At 77.5% G+C, this 15,429-nt stretch carries 15 protein-coding genes and 3 pseudogenes; 10 read left to right on the forward strand and 8 right to left on the reverse strand.

The genetic code is table 11. From position 1 onward, the window contains the following. On the reverse strand, positions 1–549 hold the full coding sequence (locus tag BLR12_RS07100; protein ID WP_091375468.1) for a TIGR03086 family metal-binding protein: 549 nt from the start codon (positions 547–549) through the stop codon (positions 1–3). Positions 550–586: 37 nt separating this feature from the next. Between BLR12_RS07100 and BLR12_RS07105 the strand changes: the two genes are divergently transcribed. After that, positions 587–1,420, forward strand: coding sequence for a helix-turn-helix domain-containing protein (locus tag BLR12_RS07105; RefSeq protein WP_091375470.1), 834 nt, complete (start codon positions 587–589; stop codon positions 1,418–1,420). Here BLR12_RS07105 and BLR12_RS07110 read toward each other — a convergent pair. From BLR12_RS07110 to BLR12_RS07120, 3 genes are all read right to left on the reverse strand, one after another. Next, positions 1,417–5,880, reverse strand: coding sequence for a cation-translocating P-type ATPase (locus tag BLR12_RS07110; protein ID WP_091375473.1), 4,464 nt, complete (start codon positions 5,878–5,880; stop codon positions 1,417–1,419). The two genes, BLR12_RS07105 and BLR12_RS07110, sit on opposite strands and share 4 nt — an antisense overlap. Positions 5,881–5,968: 88 nt before the next feature. Continuing rightward, positions 5,969–6,745, reverse strand: a complete 777-nt coding sequence (locus BLR12_RS07115; RefSeq protein WP_091375475.1) for an alpha/beta hydrolase — start codon at positions 6,743–6,745, stop codon at positions 5,969–5,971. Positions 6,746–6,747: 2 nt separating this feature from the next. Beyond that, complete coding sequence (locus BLR12_RS07120; protein WP_176832393.1) at positions 6,748–7,467, reverse strand: SGNH/GDSL hydrolase family protein; 720 nt, start codon at positions 7,465–7,467, stop codon at positions 6,748–6,750. 143 nt (positions 7,468–7,610) lie between these two features. On the opposite strand from BLR12_RS07120, the gene BLR12_RS07125 reads away from it, so the two are divergent. Both BLR12_RS07125 and BLR12_RS07130 read left to right on the forward strand, forming a co-directional pair. After that, on the forward strand, positions 7,611–8,573 hold the full coding sequence (locus BLR12_RS07125) for a sensor histidine kinase (RefSeq protein WP_091375477.1): 963 nt from the start codon (positions 7,611–7,613) through the stop codon (positions 8,571–8,573). 45 nt (positions 8,574–8,618) lie between these two features. Then, entirely contained in the window at positions 8,619–8,888 is a 270-nt protein-coding gene (locus BLR12_RS07130) for a YciI-like protein (RefSeq protein WP_091375480.1), read from the forward strand. A 68-nt stretch (positions 8,889–8,956) separates the two neighbouring features. Here BLR12_RS07130 and BLR12_RS07135 read toward each other — a convergent pair whose 3' ends face one another. Beyond that, positions 8,957–9,544 (reverse strand): hypothetical protein, encoded by a 588-nt coding sequence (locus tag BLR12_RS07135; RefSeq protein ID WP_091375483.1) that lies wholly within the window; start codon positions 9,542–9,544, stop codon positions 8,957–8,959. Positions 9,545–9,918: 374 nt separating this feature from the next. On the opposite strand from BLR12_RS07135, the pseudogene BLR12_RS24820 reads away from it, so the two are divergent. The 3 pseudogenes from BLR12_RS24820 to BLR12_RS25135 all read left to right on the forward strand — a co-directional run. After that, a pseudogene (locus BLR12_RS24820) lies at positions 9,919–10,122 on the forward strand (cold-shock protein); the annotation flags it as partial. A 162-nt stretch (positions 10,123–10,284) separates the two neighbouring features. Further along, a pseudogene (locus tag BLR12_RS24825) lies at positions 10,285–10,467 on the forward strand (cold-shock protein); the annotation flags it as partial. 252 nt (positions 10,468–10,719) lie between these two features. Further along, positions 10,720–10,923, forward strand: a pseudogene (locus BLR12_RS25135) (cold-shock protein); the annotation flags it as partial. 52 nt (positions 10,924–10,975) lie between these two features. Here BLR12_RS25135 and BLR12_RS07145 read toward each other — a convergent pair. Next, positions 10,976–12,349: an FAD-dependent oxidoreductase gene (locus BLR12_RS07145; protein ID WP_176832394.1), complete on the reverse strand. Its 1,374-nt coding sequence runs from the start codon at positions 12,347–12,349 to the stop codon at positions 10,976–10,978. Between the two features lie 340 nt (positions 12,350–12,689). Between BLR12_RS07145 and BLR12_RS07150 the strand changes: the two genes are divergently transcribed. Together BLR12_RS07150 and BLR12_RS07155 are read left to right on the forward strand one after the other, a co-directional pair. Further along, a complete protein-coding gene (locus tag BLR12_RS07150) occupies positions 12,690–13,358 on the forward strand; it encodes an AzlC family ABC transporter permease (RefSeq protein WP_255363349.1) in 669 nt (222 codons plus the stop codon). Continuing rightward, the gene (locus BLR12_RS07155) at positions 13,355–13,675 is read left to right on the forward strand and encodes an AzlD domain-containing protein (RefSeq protein WP_091375492.1); all 321 of its coding nucleotides are present in this window, start codon (positions 13,355–13,357) and stop codon (positions 13,673–13,675) included. The genes BLR12_RS07150 and BLR12_RS07155 overlap by 4 nt, the downstream gene beginning before the upstream one ends. Positions 13,676–13,689: 14 nt before the next feature. Here BLR12_RS07155 and BLR12_RS07160 read toward each other — a convergent pair whose 3' ends face one another. Next, positions 13,690–14,148: a winged helix-turn-helix transcriptional regulator gene (locus BLR12_RS07160; protein WP_091375496.1), complete on the reverse strand. Its 459-nt coding sequence runs from the start codon at positions 14,146–14,148 to the stop codon at positions 13,690–13,692. Between the two features lie 83 nt (positions 14,149–14,231). Here BLR12_RS07160 and BLR12_RS07165 point away from each other — a divergent pair, with 83 nt between their 5' ends. Then, entirely contained in the window at positions 14,232–14,726 is a 495-nt protein-coding gene (locus tag BLR12_RS07165) for a GNAT family N-acetyltransferase (protein WP_091375499.1), read from the forward strand. Positions 14,727–14,742: 16 nt separating this feature from the next. After that, positions 14,743–14,886 carry a hypothetical protein gene (locus BLR12_RS24380; RefSeq protein WP_176832395.1) on the forward strand — a complete coding sequence of 48 codons (144 nt, stop codon included), beginning with the start codon at positions 14,743–14,745 and terminating at the stop codon, positions 14,884–14,886. Between the two features lie 5 nt (positions 14,887–14,891). Here the strand turns inward: BLR12_RS24380 and mug are convergent, their stop codons facing one another. Then, positions 14,892–15,401: a G/U mismatch-specific DNA glycosylase gene (gene mug, locus BLR12_RS07170; RefSeq protein ID WP_176832396.1), complete on the reverse strand. Its 510-nt coding sequence runs from the start codon at positions 15,399–15,401 to the stop codon at positions 14,892–14,894. Positions 15,402–15,429 lie beyond the last annotated feature (28 nt).

A 15,429-nucleotide genomic window follows, 5' to 3' on the forward strand; every position in this document is an offset into this window, starting at 1 on the left:
TCAGCCGCGGCCCAGCCGGGCCAGCACCCGGGTCTCCCGCCCGGCGCCGGCGGGCGGCTCGGACCCCGGACGGCAGATGCCCTCCGTGTAGAGGGCGGCACCGAAGGCGTCCGCACCGGACTCCACGCGGTCCAGCTCGGCGTCGGTGAGCGCGGCGTCGAGGCCGGCCGACCGGGCGACGTCCCAGCGGTGCACGACCATGTCCCACACGTAGAACTGCTCGAGGGTCGCGCCGAGCGTCGTCGGCCCGAAGTAGCCCTCGTAGGGCTGCCCGGCGACCGCCTCGTCGGCGACGGCCGCCGCGACCCGGCCGGCGTGGGCGCGCCAGGCCGCCGCCGGGTCGGCGTCGACGTCGGGCTCCTGGCCCAGGTCGACGCCGCGCCCGACGAGGAACTCGCGCTGGGTCTGCACCAGGTGCCGGACGACGTCCCGCACGCTCCACCCCTCGCAGGTCGAGGGCCGGTCCCACGCATCGGTCGGGACGGCGTCGAGGACGGCGGTCAGCGGGCGGTCGGCGGCCGCGTAGGCGGTGGGGATGGGGATCGTCATGGCCGGGACGGTAGGAGCGGGGCAGGCTGCGGTCTTGATGGAACCCGACACCGCCCCGCGCCGCCTGGACCACGTCGAGCGCGCGCACCTGCGCTCCCCCGGCGACGCCTCGCACGTCCTGCACCGCTACGACGCCCCGCCGGAGTTCGCCGGCCTGCTGGAGCGGTTCTGGATCCCGGTCTGGTCGGTGCCGCCCGGCCGGGAGGCGCCCCAGCAGGTGCTGCAGTACCCGGTCACCCTGCTGGTGGTCTCCGGCGACTACGCCCGTTTCTACGGCGTCGTGCCCGGCCTGTCGACGACCACGCTGACCGGGGACGGGTGGGCTGTCGGGGTCATGTGCGCCCCGGCCGCCGGCGCCCTGGTCGCCCGCGGCTCGGTGGCCCCCTACACCGACCGTCACGTCCCGCTGGCCGAGGTGCTCGGCGCCGGGGGCGAGCGGCTGACCGCGCGGGTGCGGGCGGCGATGGCCGCCGACCCGGCGTCCCCCGCGGCGCACGGCGAGGCGATGGCCGCCTTCGGCGACGCGCTGCGCCCGCTGCTGCCCGTCGACGCCGAGGGCGACCTGGTCAACCGGGTGGTGGCGTTCGTGGAGGGTGACCGCGAGGTCGTCCGGGTGGCCCAGGTGTGCGCGGAGTTCGGGCTGTCCGAGCGGGCGCTGCAGCGGCTGGTGCGCCGCCGGCTCGGGCTGACGCCGAAGTGGCTCATCCAGCGCCGCCGGCTGCAGGAGGCCGCCGAGCGCCTCCGCGGTTCCGGCACGCCCCTCGCCGAGGTCGCGGCGCTGCTGGGCTACGCCGACCAGCCGCACTTCAGCCGCGACTTCTCCCGGGTGACCGGGATGACGCCGGGCGCGTTCGCCGCCCGGTACGCCTAGCGGCTCACCAGGCGCGGGAGGAGCTCGGCGCCCGCGGTGGCCGCGGCGGCGCAGCCGAGCACGACCAGCCAGGCGAGCGGGTCCAGCGGCGTGCAGCCGAAGAAGCGGCTGAGCCCCGGGGTCTGGACGACGGCGGCCAGCACGGCGAGCGAGCCCGCGGCGGTGACGAGCACCAGCGGGCTGCGCCGCCCGGCCCAGGCGGTCTGCCCCAGCTGGGTGGTGATCAGCGCGGCCAGGCCCATCGTCCCGGCCCGCCCGCGGAACCCGGTGAGCCGCCCGGCGGTCCACGCCGCCGTCGCCCCCGCGGTGGTGGCCGCCCCGCGGACCAGCACCATGCGCCGCACCTCGCGCGCGAAGCCGCGCCGCGGCCCGGCCTCGAGGACGGCGGCCAGCGGGTGCCCGGCCAGGGGGCCGTCGCCCCCGCCGGGAGCGGCGCTCCGCGGCGCGGCCACGGCGACGGCGAGCGCCGGGAACATGTCGGTGAGCAGGTTGACCAGCAGCAGCTGCCGGGTGTTCATCGGCGCCCGCCCGCCGAACGCGGTGCCGAGCACGGTGAACGAGACCTCGCCGGCGTTGCCGCCGACGAGCACCGAGACGGCGTCCTGCACCCGCGCCCACATCGCCCGGCCCTCGGCGACGGCGTCGACCAGCCGGGTGAGGTCCAGGTCGGTGAGCACCAGGTCGGCCGCGGCGCGGGCGGCGGGGGACTCGGCGCCGGAGACGCCCACGCCGACGTCGGCCAGCCGGATCGCGGCCGCGTCGTTCACCCCGTCACCGGTCATCGCCAGCGTCGCTCCGGCACGACGGAACGCGGCGACCAAGGAGACCTTCTGCTCCGGCGACAGCCGCGCGAAGACCGCGGTCTCCCGCACCATGCGGGCCCGCTCGGCGTCGGAGGCGCGGGCGAACTCCGCCCCGGTCACCACCCGGTCGGCACCGGGGACGCCGGCCTGGGCGGCGATCGCCCGCGCGGTCCCCGGGTGGTCACCGGTGGCCACGACCACCCGGACGCCGGCGGCCCGCAGCTGCTCGACGGCCGCGACCGAGGACCCCCGCACCGTGTCGGCCAGCCCGACCAGCCCGCGCAGCGTGAGGTCGGCGGCGGCCTGCTCGAGGTCGTCGGCGCCGTCGTGCGCGCGGTCGGCGACGGCCAGCACCCGCAGCCCCTCGGCGGCGAGCTCGTGCACCTGCCCGGTGAGGTCCCCGGCGTCCCGGCAGCGGGCGGCGACGACCTCGGGGGCGCCCTTGACCACGAGCCGGCCGTCGCGCACGGCCGCGGAGAAGCCCCGCCCGGCGGCGAACGGCAGGCTCTCCCCCGCCTCGCCGTCGGGGCACACGCCGCGCTCCTCGGCCGCCTCCACGACAGCGCGGTCGGTCTCGTGCGCCCGGTCGTCGCCGTTGCCGACCCCGGCAGCCACCAGCTCCAGCAGCCCGTCCTCGTCGAGCTCCCCGTCCAGCGGGAGCAGCCGGGCGACCCGCAGCCGGTTCTCCGTCAGCGTCCCGGTCTTGTCGAAGCAGACGGTGTCCACCCGGCCGAGCGCCTCGAGCACCCGCGCGCTGCGGACGACGGCGCCGCGCCGCGACAGCCGCCGCGCCGCGGCCTGCTGCGCCACGGTCGCGACCAGCGGCAGCCCCTCGGGCACCGCGGCCACGGCGACCGCCACGCCGTCCCGCACCGCGTCGCGCAGCGGGCGGCGCCACAGCACGCCGAGGCCGGCGACCACGGCGCCGCCGGCCAGCGTCATCGGGAGCACCTGGCGGGTGAGCTCGCCCAGCCGGGCCTGCACGCCGGCCGGGGGCGCCGCCCCGCCGGCCGCCCGCGCCGCGCGCCCGGCCTGGGTCGCGTCACCCACCGCGACGACCACCGCGCGGCCGCGGCCGGCGACCACCGTGGTGCCGTCGAAGAGCACGCAGCTGCGGTCGGCGACCTCGGCCCCCGGCGTGGCCGGCACCGACTTGCCCACCGACAGCGACTCCCCGGTCAGGTTCGACTCGTCGACCTCCAGGTCGACCGCCTCCAGCAGCCGGGCGTCGCTGGCCAGCACGTCGCCCGGCTCGACCTGCACGACGTCGCCGACGCGCAGCGCGCTGCCGGGCACGTCCTCCCGGCCGCCGTCGGTCTCCCGGTGGACGACGACGTCCTGCTCCAGCAGCAGCGACTCCAGCGCCGTCTCCGCCCGCAGCCGCTGCAGGCCGCTGACCAGGGAGTTGGCGACGGTGACGCTGCCGACGAGGACGGCGTCGGTCGCCTCGCCGAGCATCGCCGTGGCCGCGGCGCCGGTGCCGAGGACCGGGGTGAGCGGATCGGCCAGCTCGGCGGCGACGGTGCGGACGAACCGGGACGGCCCGCGGACCACCGGGTGCGCCCGGAGCCGGTGGAACCGCACCGGACGGGCGTCCTCCGCGGCGGGGAGCTCGGCCAGCCGGCGCACCACCTCGTCGGGGTCCAGCGCGTGCCACGGCGTGTGGACCGTCGGCGGCGGGACCGGGCGGCCGGCCGCGCGGACCGCCGCCCAGGTGCCGCCGAGCATCGCGACGGTCGTGGCGGTCTTCCCGGGCGAGGTCGCCCGCTGCTGCCCGTACCGCTCGCTGCCGACGGCGGCCAGCAGCGCGCCGAGGACGTTGCCGGTCAGCGCCGCCTGCACCGAGCGCCGGCTCACCGTGCGGGCCACCGCCGTCGCCGCGACCACCCGGCAGGCGTCGGTCAGCCCGGGTGGGGTGACCAGGTCGGCGCCCCACGCCGGGGCGCAGCCGGGCCGGGTCGGGGCGACGCCGACGTCGGCGGCCAGCAGCGCGGGACCGTCGGTGTCGCTGACCAGCAGGACGCCGCGCCCGTCGTCCTGCAGCCGCCGCACCGTCTCGGTCAGCGACTCGTCCGCCGGGGCCACCTCGTCGGCGGCCGCGGCCACCTCCCGGGTACCGGCGTGCGCGGTCAGCACCAGCCGGGCACCGGCTGCGGCGGCTGCGGCCAGCAGCGCCTCGGCGTGCGGGTCGAGCTCACGGGCGACGGTCACCGTGCCCACCCGGCGGCGGCCCTGGTACACCGCACGGACCCCTACCCCGGGGGCGTCGTCGGGGTCGGTGGCCGGCCCGAGCCGCAGGCCCTCCTCCGGCTCGTCGCCCTCGAGCGCGCCGACCAGCCGTGCCGCGGCCGACCAGACCCGGGCGTCGTCCCACCCCTCCGCCTGCGCGGTGGCCTCGAGCACCACCGGCGGGCCGGTGCACAGCGCTTCCCCGTCGACGACGACGGTGTCCACCCGGTCCAGCCGCTTGTAGGCCGAGCCGTCCATCGGCAGCACGTCGCGGCGGCACAGCAGGAGGTCCAGGGTCGTGGCGAACGCCGCCCGCCCGTGGAAGGCGGCCTTGGGGTTCAGCGCCTTGAGCAGGTCGGCCGAGCGGCCGGGGCGCCCGGTGAGCGCCAGCAGGCCGAGCGAGGCGGCCAGCTCGGTGGGGGCCAGCCGCTCCGTGTAGGTCTCGACCGGGCCGGGCGGCAGCGGCACGGGCCGGTCGCCGGGTGGGGTCAGCGGCTCGTGGTCGTCGTCCGGCTCCGGGCGGCACAACTCCCACTCGCGCCGCCGCCACACCTGCCGGTGGGCGCGCATCTCCAGGAGCTCCTGGAACGCGGCGGCGGCGTTGAGCGCGGGCACCGTGGGGCTCTGGGTGAGCGCGTGCAGCAGTGCACTGACGCCGGAGAAGGCCAGCTCGGTGCCGGTCGGTCCCACGCGCCGGTAGAGCTCCCGCTTCAGCCACGTCTGGGACTCCAGCAGCGCGACGGCGAGGGTCGCGTGGCGGGTGAGCGCCGGGACGGGCGACAGCCTGGCCGCGTAGGCGACACCGACGGCGGCGAGGTCGATGGCGGTCGCGGCGGCCGCGGCGAGCAGCGGCTCGAGGTCGGCCGGGTGGTCCTCCCGCGCCGGGAACAGGCCCTGCCCGCCGCGGGCCTTCTCGATGGCGGTCACGGTGCCGACGAGGTCCTCGACGGTGACCTGCCGCTCGTCGAAGGCGACCAGGACCCGGCCGACGACGTCGTTGACGGTCGCCCACTCCACGCCCTCGAGCCGCTCGAGGTGCCGGCGCAGCGCGGAGCGGACCTCCGGGGCCTCCTGCGCATCCGGCGCCAGCAGCTCGACCTGCACCCGGCCCCGGTCGGCCCAGACGCGGCGGGTGTGCCGCGCCGGCGGCGGCTCCACCATCCCGCGCGCGGCGTCGAGCAGGTCGTGCAGGCGCCCGTCGGGCAGCGGGTCGGCGCCGGTGACCACGGTGCCGACGGCGCGGGTGCCGGCGACCGCGGCGGCGTGGGCCAGCGACAGCGAGGCGTGGGCACCCCGGCGGGCGACCGACGCGGTCTCCCCCACCAGCCCGGCGGTGACGCCGGCACCGGCCACGACACCGGCACCGGCGAGCCCGGCCGCCGCGCCGAGCACGCCGCGGGCCGCTCCGAACCGGCGCAGCAGGGACATGGCCGTCTCCCGGAACTCGATCCCCCGGAACAGGGTGGGTGCGGACGCTACGCCCGTTGGGCACCGTGCGCGCGCGCGAGCGCCGTCGTCACCGCACGATCCGGTCCACGGCCTCCCGCGCCACCCCGGGCGGAACGGTGTGCCCGCCGGCGAACCTGCGGTAGGTGACGTCGTAGCCGTCCTCGCGCAGGACCGGCACGATGCGCCGGCTGGTCCGCTCGACGGGCAGCACGTCGTCGGCGTCGCCGTGCGACACGAACACCGCCGGCCGGCCCTCCCGGGACGAGCCGGCGACGGAGCCCGGGGAGAACGCGACCACCTCCCCGAACAGGTCCCCGTTGGCCAGGCCGAGGCCCAGCGCGTACGACGCGCCGTCGGAGAACCCGGCGACCGCGACCCGCGCCGGGTCGACCGGCACGGTCGAGAACACCCGGGCCAGCGCGCGGTCCAGCAGGGCGGCGTCCTCGCCGTGCCCGCCGGTGACCGCGTCCCACGTCGACCCGCGGGAGGACGGAGCGAGCACGAGCAGGCCCCGCTCGTCGGCCAGGCCGCCGAGGATCCCGACGCCCGCCTCGGCGTCCCCGCCGGCGCCGTGCAGCGCTACCACGAGCGGGAGACCGCCGTCCGCTGCCGGTGGCACGTGCAGCAGCGGCGGCCGCTCGACGCCCAGGTCCAGCGGCTGAGTCCCGGGAGCCGGGGGCGTGGCGGGGACGCCGGGCTGCGGGCGGGCGGTGAGGCGCGCGGCCTCGCCCGTGCTCCCGGGGGACCCCGTCAGCCGCCCGCCGCAGCCGGCGAGGACGCCCAGCCCGGCGGCGGCCAGCAGGCGCCGGCGCGTCCACGCGGGGCCCCGGCCCGCGGCGGGCACCGTCAGCCGCCGCCGTCCAGCGCGGCCCAGAAGGCCGCCCGGACGCCGTCGGCGCCCCAGGCGTTGGGCTCGATGAGCGAGCAGAACCACAGGTCCCGCTGCTCGGGCCGGGCATCGGGTCGCCGGGGGTCGCCGACGGCCAGCCCGTGGCCGCGGAATCGCTCGGCGATCTCGGCCACCGCCGCGCCGTGACGGGCCGCACCCCGGCGCAGGGCGTCGTTGAGCTCCCTGATCAGCGCGACGGCTTCCGGCCAGGGCGGCAGGCCGAGCCGGCCCGCGTCGCCGGTGCCGTCGCTGGGGTCGTACACCGTGCCCACGACCACCCGCCCGTCCGGGGCCAGGACCGTGCCGATCACCTCCAGCGCCCGGTCCAGGGCGGCCGCGACGCGGGCGACGACCGCGCGGGCCGCGGCGGTGTCCCCGTAGGCGCCGAGCAGGTCGTTCCCGCCGATCGTCACCGTGACCAGCGCGGGCCGCGTGGGGAGCGCCGCGAGCCGGGGCAGCTGGCGGTCCAGCAGCGTGCCGGTGGTCGCGCCGTCGGTGGCGAGCAGCGTGAACGCCGTCCCGGGCGCGGTGCTGCGCAGGTCCCGCCCGCGCCACTCCGGGAAGTCGTCGTCCCGGTTGGCGAACAGCAGGCTGGCCCCGCCGCGACCGGGGCCGCCGGAGTAGTCGTCGATGGAGATGGAGTCCCCGAGCGCGACGTACCCCGCGGTGCCGGCCACGGAGCCATCGTGCACCCGGGCGGCGGCAGGCGGCCCGGGCGTGCCCGGCGTGGGGGACGTCGCTCGATTCCCGGAGGCGGTCGCCCGGCGAACCCCTCTACGGTGGAGGGGCAACGACGGGCCCGCACGCGAGGGGACGACAGGTGGACACGGCACTCCAGCACGGGGCCGGCCCGCGCTACGTGCACGACGCGCTGTTCTTCTCCTCGCCCGACGAGCTGGCCGCCGGCGCGGTCCCCTTCGTCCGCGAGGGCCTGGGCGCCGGGGACGCCGTGGTCGTCGCCGCCTCCCCCGCCACCGCCGACGTCGTCCGCGAGGCCGTGGACGGCGACCCGCGGGTCCGCGTGCTGGCACGGCACGGCACCTACCACCGGCGCACCCCCTCGGCGGTCACCTCCTTCCAGCGGCTGGCCGACGACCTCTCCGCGGCCGGCACGCGGCGGGTCCGGGTCGTCGGCGAGACCGACTTCGGGCGCACCGAGCGGGACTGGCTGGAGTGGCAGCGCTACGAGGCCGTGGTCAACGACGCGCTGGGGCCCTGGCCGCTCTGGGGGCTGTGCGTGTTCGACACGACCCGGCTGCCCGGCCAGGTGCTGGAGTCCGTCGCCCGCACCCACCCGAACGTCGTGGCCGACGGCTCCCGCGGCCCGAACCCGCGCTTCGTCGACCCCGCGCGGTACCTGGCCGGGATGCCGGTGCCGGTGGAGCCGCTGCAGGCGTGCGCCCCGCGGCTGGCCGTGGACGACGTCGCCGACCCGATCGGGCTGCGGCACGCCGTGGCCGCCGAGCTGTCCGCCGTCCGCGGACCGCGCGAGGTGGTCGAGGACTTCCTGCTCGCGGTGGACGAGATGACCTCCAACGCCATCAGGCACGGCCTCCCGCCGGTGGGCCTGCGGCTGTGGACGTCCGGCGAGCGGCTGGTGTGCACGGTCAGCGACTCCGGGCCGGGGCTGACCGACCCGTTCGCCGGCTACGGCCCCGCCCACGGCGCCGACCTCTCCCGCGGCGGCATGGGCCTGTGGTTGGCCCGGCAGCTGTGCGACCACGTCGACATCACCAGCGGCCCGGGCGGCGTCACGGTGCGGCTGACCACGGACCTCCGCTGAGCCGCCGCTGAGCGGCCGCTGAGCCGCTGCTGCCACAGTGGCGGCGTGCACCTGCTGCTGGAGTACACGCTGGCCGAGGACTACCTGGAGCGCCGCGCGGCGCTGCGCGAGGACCACCTGGCCCTCGCGCGGGCCGCCCACGAGCGCGGCGAGCTGCTGCTGGCCGGGGCGCTGCCCGACCCCTACGACCGCGCCCTGCTGGTGTGGACGGCGCCGCGCGAGGTGGTCGAGCGCTTCGCCGGGTCCGACCCGTACGTCGTCCACGGCCTGGTGACGGCGTGGACCGTCCGGCCGTGGGACGTCGTGATCGGTTAGCCGCGCTGCCGGCCCCGTCCCGGGTCCCGCCCTGAGCGTGCGAAGGGTGGGGAGGACGGGGTCCTTCTTCAGTCGGGCAGCAGCCGCCGCAGGACGCCCTTCGCCGTCGCGCCGACCCGGTAGGACTGCACCAGCCAGGAGTTGCAGACGATGTTGGCGCCGGCCAGGGCCGGGACGACGAACTGGGTGACCCGCTGCCGGCTCTGCCACTTCACGATCTCGGCCGGCGTGCCGGCGGTGGGCAGCGTGGCGTCCTTGACCTCGACGGTCTCCCCTCGCTGCCGGGCCTCCTCGGCCAGCTTGCCGATGCGGCTGCCGCTGTAGGCGGCGTAGGCGGTCGCGCCCGCGCCGGCCACGGCCAGGCCCGCCTTGAGCGCGCCGACCGTCCCGAAGCCCTGCTGCAGCGCGATCCGGCGGCCGCCGACCTGGGTGAGCCGCAGCCCGGCGAGCAGCGTGGCCGCGATGCCCCCGAACTGGGCGGGCTGGAAGCGGCTCCACGCCGAGCTGGCCACCCGGATGCGGTCGATGCCCTGGGACAGGTCGCTGCCGGACTTGTTGACCCCCGCGATGCCCATCACCGCCCCGCCGAACCAGAGCGCCGACCCCAGGTCGTGCACCGCCTGGGCCACGAAGTGGTTGTCACTGCTGGTGGTCATCTGTTCCTCCGCCGCTCGCGTCTCCGTGTGAGTGGCCGCCCCTACCCCGGTCGGCGGGCGGGTAACGGGACACGCCCGTGACACGCCGGGGAGGAACCGCCGGGGAGAGTGGAGCCGACCGCGGCGGGGTACCCCGTCGGACGGCCCGGGCCCGGACGGACGGACCGGCCGGATCCCCGCGGAACGCTCCTCCTGTCGCCCGCCGTCCACCCGCGCGCAGCGTCCGGTGACCGGTGTCCCGCCGGGTGCCCGCCCGCGCCGGCGGCGGATGGAGGAGGCTGGAGGTCGCGGCCGCGCCTCCCGATGGGAGAGCGGGGCCGGTGGACTGCCGGTGGGAGGGACCCGCCGGCGATGATCAGTGCAGGAGCACGTGCATGCCGCAGGGCACCGTGAAGTGGTTCAACGCCGAGAAGGGGTTCGGGTTCATCGCACCCGACGACGGGGGGCAGGACGTCTTCGTCCACTTCTCCGCGATCGCCGACGAGGGCGGGTTCCGCAGCCTCGACGAGGGCCAGCAGGTGGAGTTCGAGGCGAGTGAGGGGCAGCGCGGGCTGCAGGCCGACTCGGTGCGGCCGGTCGGTGGCGCCCCGCGGCGCCAGGACGCCGGGTACGGCCGGGACCGGGGCCGGGACGACCGGGGGCGGGACGACCGGGGGCGGGACGACCGGGGCCGCGACTCCGGTCGGGACCGCGACCGGGACCGCGGCCGGCCGTCGCGCGGCGGTCGGAGCACCGGCACGGTGAGCTGGTTCGACGCCGACAAGGGCTTCGGCTTCATCCAGCCCGACGACGGCGGTGCCGACGTCTTCGTGCACTTCTCGCAGATCGCCGACCGGGGCGGGTTCCGCAGCCTGGACGAGGGTCAGCGGGTCGAGTTCGACGTCACGCAGGGCCAGCGCGGGCCGCAGGCCGAGGACGTGCGGTCCGCCGAGCGCGGCGGCGGCCGGGACGGCGGCCAGCGGGGTGGCGGGTACGGCGACCGGGACCGGGGTGGCTACCCCGACCGCGGCCGCGGGGGCTACGGCGACCGGGACCGGGGCGACCGTGACCGGGGCGGGTACTCCGACCGCGGCGGGTACGCCGACCGCGACTCCGGCGGGTACCGCGACGGCGGCCGGGACGCCGGGCGCAGCGGCGGTGGTGCGGGTCGCCGTCCCGGCGGCGGCGGCGGCAAGGCCGGCGGCACGGTCAAGTGGTTCAACGCGGAGAAGGGCTTCGGGTTCATCGAGGCCGACGACGGCGGACCCGACGTGTTCGTGCACTTCTCGGCCATCGCCGACCGCGGTGGGTACCGCAGCCTGGACGAGGGCCAGCGGGTCCAGTTCGAGGCCAGCGAGGGGCAGCGGGGCCGGCAGGCCGAGCGCGTCGACCCCGAGTGAACACGGGCCCGCCGGCGCCGCGCCTCTCCCGCGCGGCGCCGGCGGGCAGCGGTCACAGCAGCCGGACGTCGGCCTCCACGGCCTCGAACGCCTTGCGCGCGGCGATGAGCACCGGGTCCCACACCGGGGCGAACGGCGGGGCGTAGGAGAGGTCGAGCGAGAGGATCTCGTCGACGCCCATCTCGTTCCAGATGCAGATGGCCAGCGCGTCGACCCGCTTGGCGGCTGCCTCCCGGCCGACCACCTGGGCGCCGAGCAGCCGGCCGCTGCGCCGCTCGGCGATCATCTTGAGCCGGATCGGCTGGGCGCCCGGGAAGTAGCCGGCCTTGGTGGTCGAGTCGACGACGGCCGTGACGAACTCGTACCCGGCCGCCTCCGCCTCGGCGGTGGACAGCCCGGTGCGGGCCGCCTCCAGGTCGCACATCCGGGTGATCGCGGTGCCGATGACGCCGGGGAAGGTGGCGTAGCCGCCGCCGATGTTGATCCCGGCCACCCGCCCCTGCTTGTTGGCGTGCGTGCCGAGCGCGACGACCATCCGCTGGCCGGAGAGCCGGTGCACGGACTCGACGCAGTCCCCCGCCGCCCAGACGCCCTCGGCCTGGGTGCGCATCCGCGCGTCGACGGCGACGCCGCCGGAGGTGCCGAGCGGGATGCCGGCCTCCTCGGCCAGCCGCACGGCCGGCCGCACCCCGAGGCCCAGCACCACCAGGTCGGCGTGCAGCTCCCGGCCGCTGGCGGTGACCACCGCCCGGACCCGGCCGGCGGCGTCGGTCTCGATCGCCGCGACCGCGTCGGAGAGGACCAGATCGATGCCCTCCTTGCGGACCGCGTCGGCGATGAACTCCCCGACGTCGGGGTCGAAGGTGCCGACCGGGGTCGCCGACATGTCCACGACGGTCACGTCGAGCCCGCGGATCCGGCAGGCCTCGGCGATCTCCAGGCCGATGTAGCCGCCGCCGACCACGACCACCCGGCTCACGTCGCCGTCGAGCGCCGCACGCAGCGCCGCGCCGTCGTCCAGCGTCTGGACGCCGTGCACCCCTGTCGCGTCGATGCCCGGCACGGGCGGTCGCATCGGCACGCTCCCGGTGGCGTACACCAGGTCGTCGAACGGCTCGACACCGCTGCCGCCCTCGGCGAGGTCCCGCCAGTGCACGACGCGGCGGTCCAGGTCGATGCCGACCACCTCCGTCCGGATCCGGACGTCGATGCCCATGGCCCGGTGCTGCTCGGGTGTCCGGGCGATCAGGTCGGCCTCGGACTCCACCGCCCCGCTGATCCAGTACGGGATCCCGCACGCCGAGTACGACGTCGCGCGGCCCCGCTCGAACACCACCACGTCGAGGTCGGGGCTCCGCTTCCTCGCCTGCGAGGCGGCACTCCCTCCTGCCGCGTCCCCACCGATCACGACCAGGCGTCTGCTCACGTCCCGGGACGCTAGGCCGTTCCGGAGGCCGCCGCAGGACCGCTGCCGCAGCCGCCCCCCGGGTCTAGCGTCGGTCCATGACCGTGCCTCCTCCTCCCGGCCCGCAGCCACCGTCGCCCACACCCTCGCCCGTGGACCCCGTGCCGCCGCCCGAGCCGGCCCCCTTCCCCGTGCCCGGGCCCACCGACCCGTCCGCTCCGCCACCGTCCGGACCGCAGCCGGTCTGACGAGGGACCACCCTTCCCCCCACGCCTCGCGTGCTCAGGCGGAGGGCCCCTGAGAGGGTGGCCGCGCCGTGGCCCCACGAGGCCCGGCGGACACGGACGGGGAGGACGGCGGCGTGGACGGCTCCGCAGGGCACGGCAGGACCTGGCGGGACGGGGTGCGCGAGGGCTCGCCCTACGGCGCCGCCGCGTTCGTGCTGGCGGTGTCCTTCGGAGTGGTGGCCACCGACGCCGGCATGCCGGCGGTCGCGGCGATCGTGATGTCGGCGCTGGTGTACTCCGGCTCGGGCCAGTTCGCCGCACTCGGCATCGTCGGCTCCGGCGGGGGCGTCGGAGCGGCCGTGGGAGCCGCGTCCCTGGTCAGCTCCCGGTTCCTGCCGATGGGCTTCGCGCTCGGGCCGTCGCTGCGCGGCAGCCGGCTGCGCCGCGCGCTGGAGGGCCAGGCGACCGTGGACGCGTCCTGGGCGATGGCCGCCCGCGGGGACGGCCGGTTCGACCGCGAGTACCTGTTCGGCCACTCCGCGGTGCAGTACGTCCCGTGGGTGCTGGGCACGGTCGTCGGGGTCTTCGTGCCGGCACTGGACACCCGCGCCCTCGGCCTGGACGCCGTCTTCCCCGCGTTCTTCCTCGCGATCCTGTCCGAGGAGGTCCGCGACCGGCTGCGGCTGGGCGTCGCCCTGGCCGGCGCGGGCACCGCGCTCGCCCTCGTGCCGGTCGCCCCACCGGGCCTGCCGGTCCTGGCCGCGAGCGCCGCGGCACTCGTCGGTCTGCGGACCCCCCGGTGAGCCCGGCGACCTGGTGGCTGCTCATCGGCCTGTGCGTGGCGACGACGGCGCTCACCCGCGGGGTGGGGCCGGCCGCGACCGGGGCGCGGGAGCTCCCGGCGCCCGCGGTCCGGGTCGTCGTCCTGCTCTCCTCGGCGCTGCTGGCCGCCCTCGTCGTCACCTCCGCGCTGGCCGACGGGACCGAGCTGCGCATCGGGGCCGACACCGCGGGCGTGGCGACCGCCGGGGTGCTGCTGTGGCGGCGGGCGCACGTGCTCGTCGCCGTCCTGGCTGCAGCGGTGGTCACCGGGGGCCTGCGCGCGCTGGGCGTGGACTGAGCCCACGCCCCGGCTCAGCCGGTGGGGATGCGCGGCACCGGCCGGACGTCGCGGGCTCCGGAGAGCTCGTGGCCGGCCTCGCAGACCAGGGCCAGGTGCACCGGCTCGCCGCAGTCGCGGTGCCGCAGCTCGAGGGGGACCTCGCCGTCCTCGGCCAGGTACCTGTCGCCCCACGCCATCAGGGCGACCAGCGCCGGGTGCAGGTCGATGCCCTTCTGCGTCAGCCGGTACTCGTGCCGCTGCCGCTCCCCCTGCGCCTGGTACGGGACCCGCCGCAGGATGCCCTCCTCCACCAGCGTGTTCAGCCGGTCCGTGAGCACCGCCCGGGGCGCGCCGAGCACCCGCTGGAAGTCGGCGAACCGGCGCACGCCGAGGAACGCCTCGCGCAGCACCAAGAGGCTCCACTTCTCGCCGACCACGGCCAGCGCGCCCGCGACCGAGCACCGCGACCGGTCCCACTGGGCTTCGCTCACGACTCCAGCATAGCGGGCTGAGTTCGCTTGACGAACCACCCTCGACAGGGGCACAGTTCATCTCACGAACCCAGGAGGTCGGGATGGACATCCCCGTGGACACCAGGCCCGTGCGGCCGGACGACGGCCCGCTGTTCTGCCGGCTGTGGGACCGGCTCTCCCCCGAGACGGTCTACCGGCGCTTCCACGCGCCCCTGCACTCACCGCCGGTCGGTGCCCACCGGCTCGTCGAGGTCGACCACGACCTGCGCGAGGCACTGGTGGCCGTCGTCGGCGGAGAGGTGGTGGGGGTCGCCCGCTACGACCGCTCCCCCGCCGACCCCGGCACGGCCGACGTCGCCGTGGTCGTCGAGGACGCCTGGCAGGGGGTCGGGATCGGCCGCCAGCTGCTCGCCGAGCTGACCGGACTGGCTGCCCGCCGCGGCGTCCGGACCCTCACCGCCGACGTCCAGACCGGCAACGACCGCATGGTCGGTCTGGTCCGGCGGCTGCTCCCGGGCGCCCTCCTCACCCCCGCCCACGGCGTCTACGCCGTGCAGAGCCCCCTGACCGGCGCGCCGGCGCCCGCCGCCGCCTGACCCGAGAGGAACCGCCATGTCCCGCCTGCGCACCGCCATCGCCGAGCGCCGCCGGGTCCGTGCCCGCCTGCGCGCGGACCGCGCCTTCGAGCAGGTGCTCGCCGGCGCCCCGACCGTCGAGTCCGCCCACGAGCTGCGGGCCCTCTCCACCCGCCGCTGACGGGGTCAGCCGGCCGGTGGCCGCAGCTGCCCGTAGATGCGCGCGAGGTCGGGCAGCTGGTGGTGGGCGTTCAGGCCGCTGGGGTTGGGCACCACCCAGGTCGCCGCTCCCCCGACCCGTTCCGGCTGCAGGCCGGTCACCGCCCGCGGCCGGTCGAAGCCCACCCGCCAGGCCGTGATGCCCAGGACGGCGAGCACCCGCGGCCGGTAGCGCGCCACCAGCCCGGCCAGCGCCGCGGCGCCGGCGCGCAGCTCCTGGGTGGACAGCTCGGCCGCGGTCCGGGTGGGCCGGTCGACCACGTTGGTGACGCCGAGGCCGTAGCGCAGCAGCTCGGCATCCTCCTCGGGCGCGAGCTGCCGCGGCGTGAGTCCCGCCCGGTGCAGCGCCGGCCAGAACCGGTTGCCCGGGCGGGCGAAGTGGTGCCCGCGCTCGGCGGACGTCAGCGACGGGTTGATGCCGCAGAACAGGACGTCCAGGCCCGGGGCGACGACGTCGCGCAGCGGCTTGCCCGGCACGCTCCCGAGGGTAGCGAGGGCGCGCAGC

Origin of the sequence: Geodermatophilus sp. DSM 45219 (genome assembly GCF_900104025.1) — a bacterium.
In the GTDB taxonomy this organism is placed as follows: domain Bacteria; phylum Actinomycetota; class Actinomycetes; order Mycobacteriales; family Geodermatophilaceae; genus Geodermatophilus.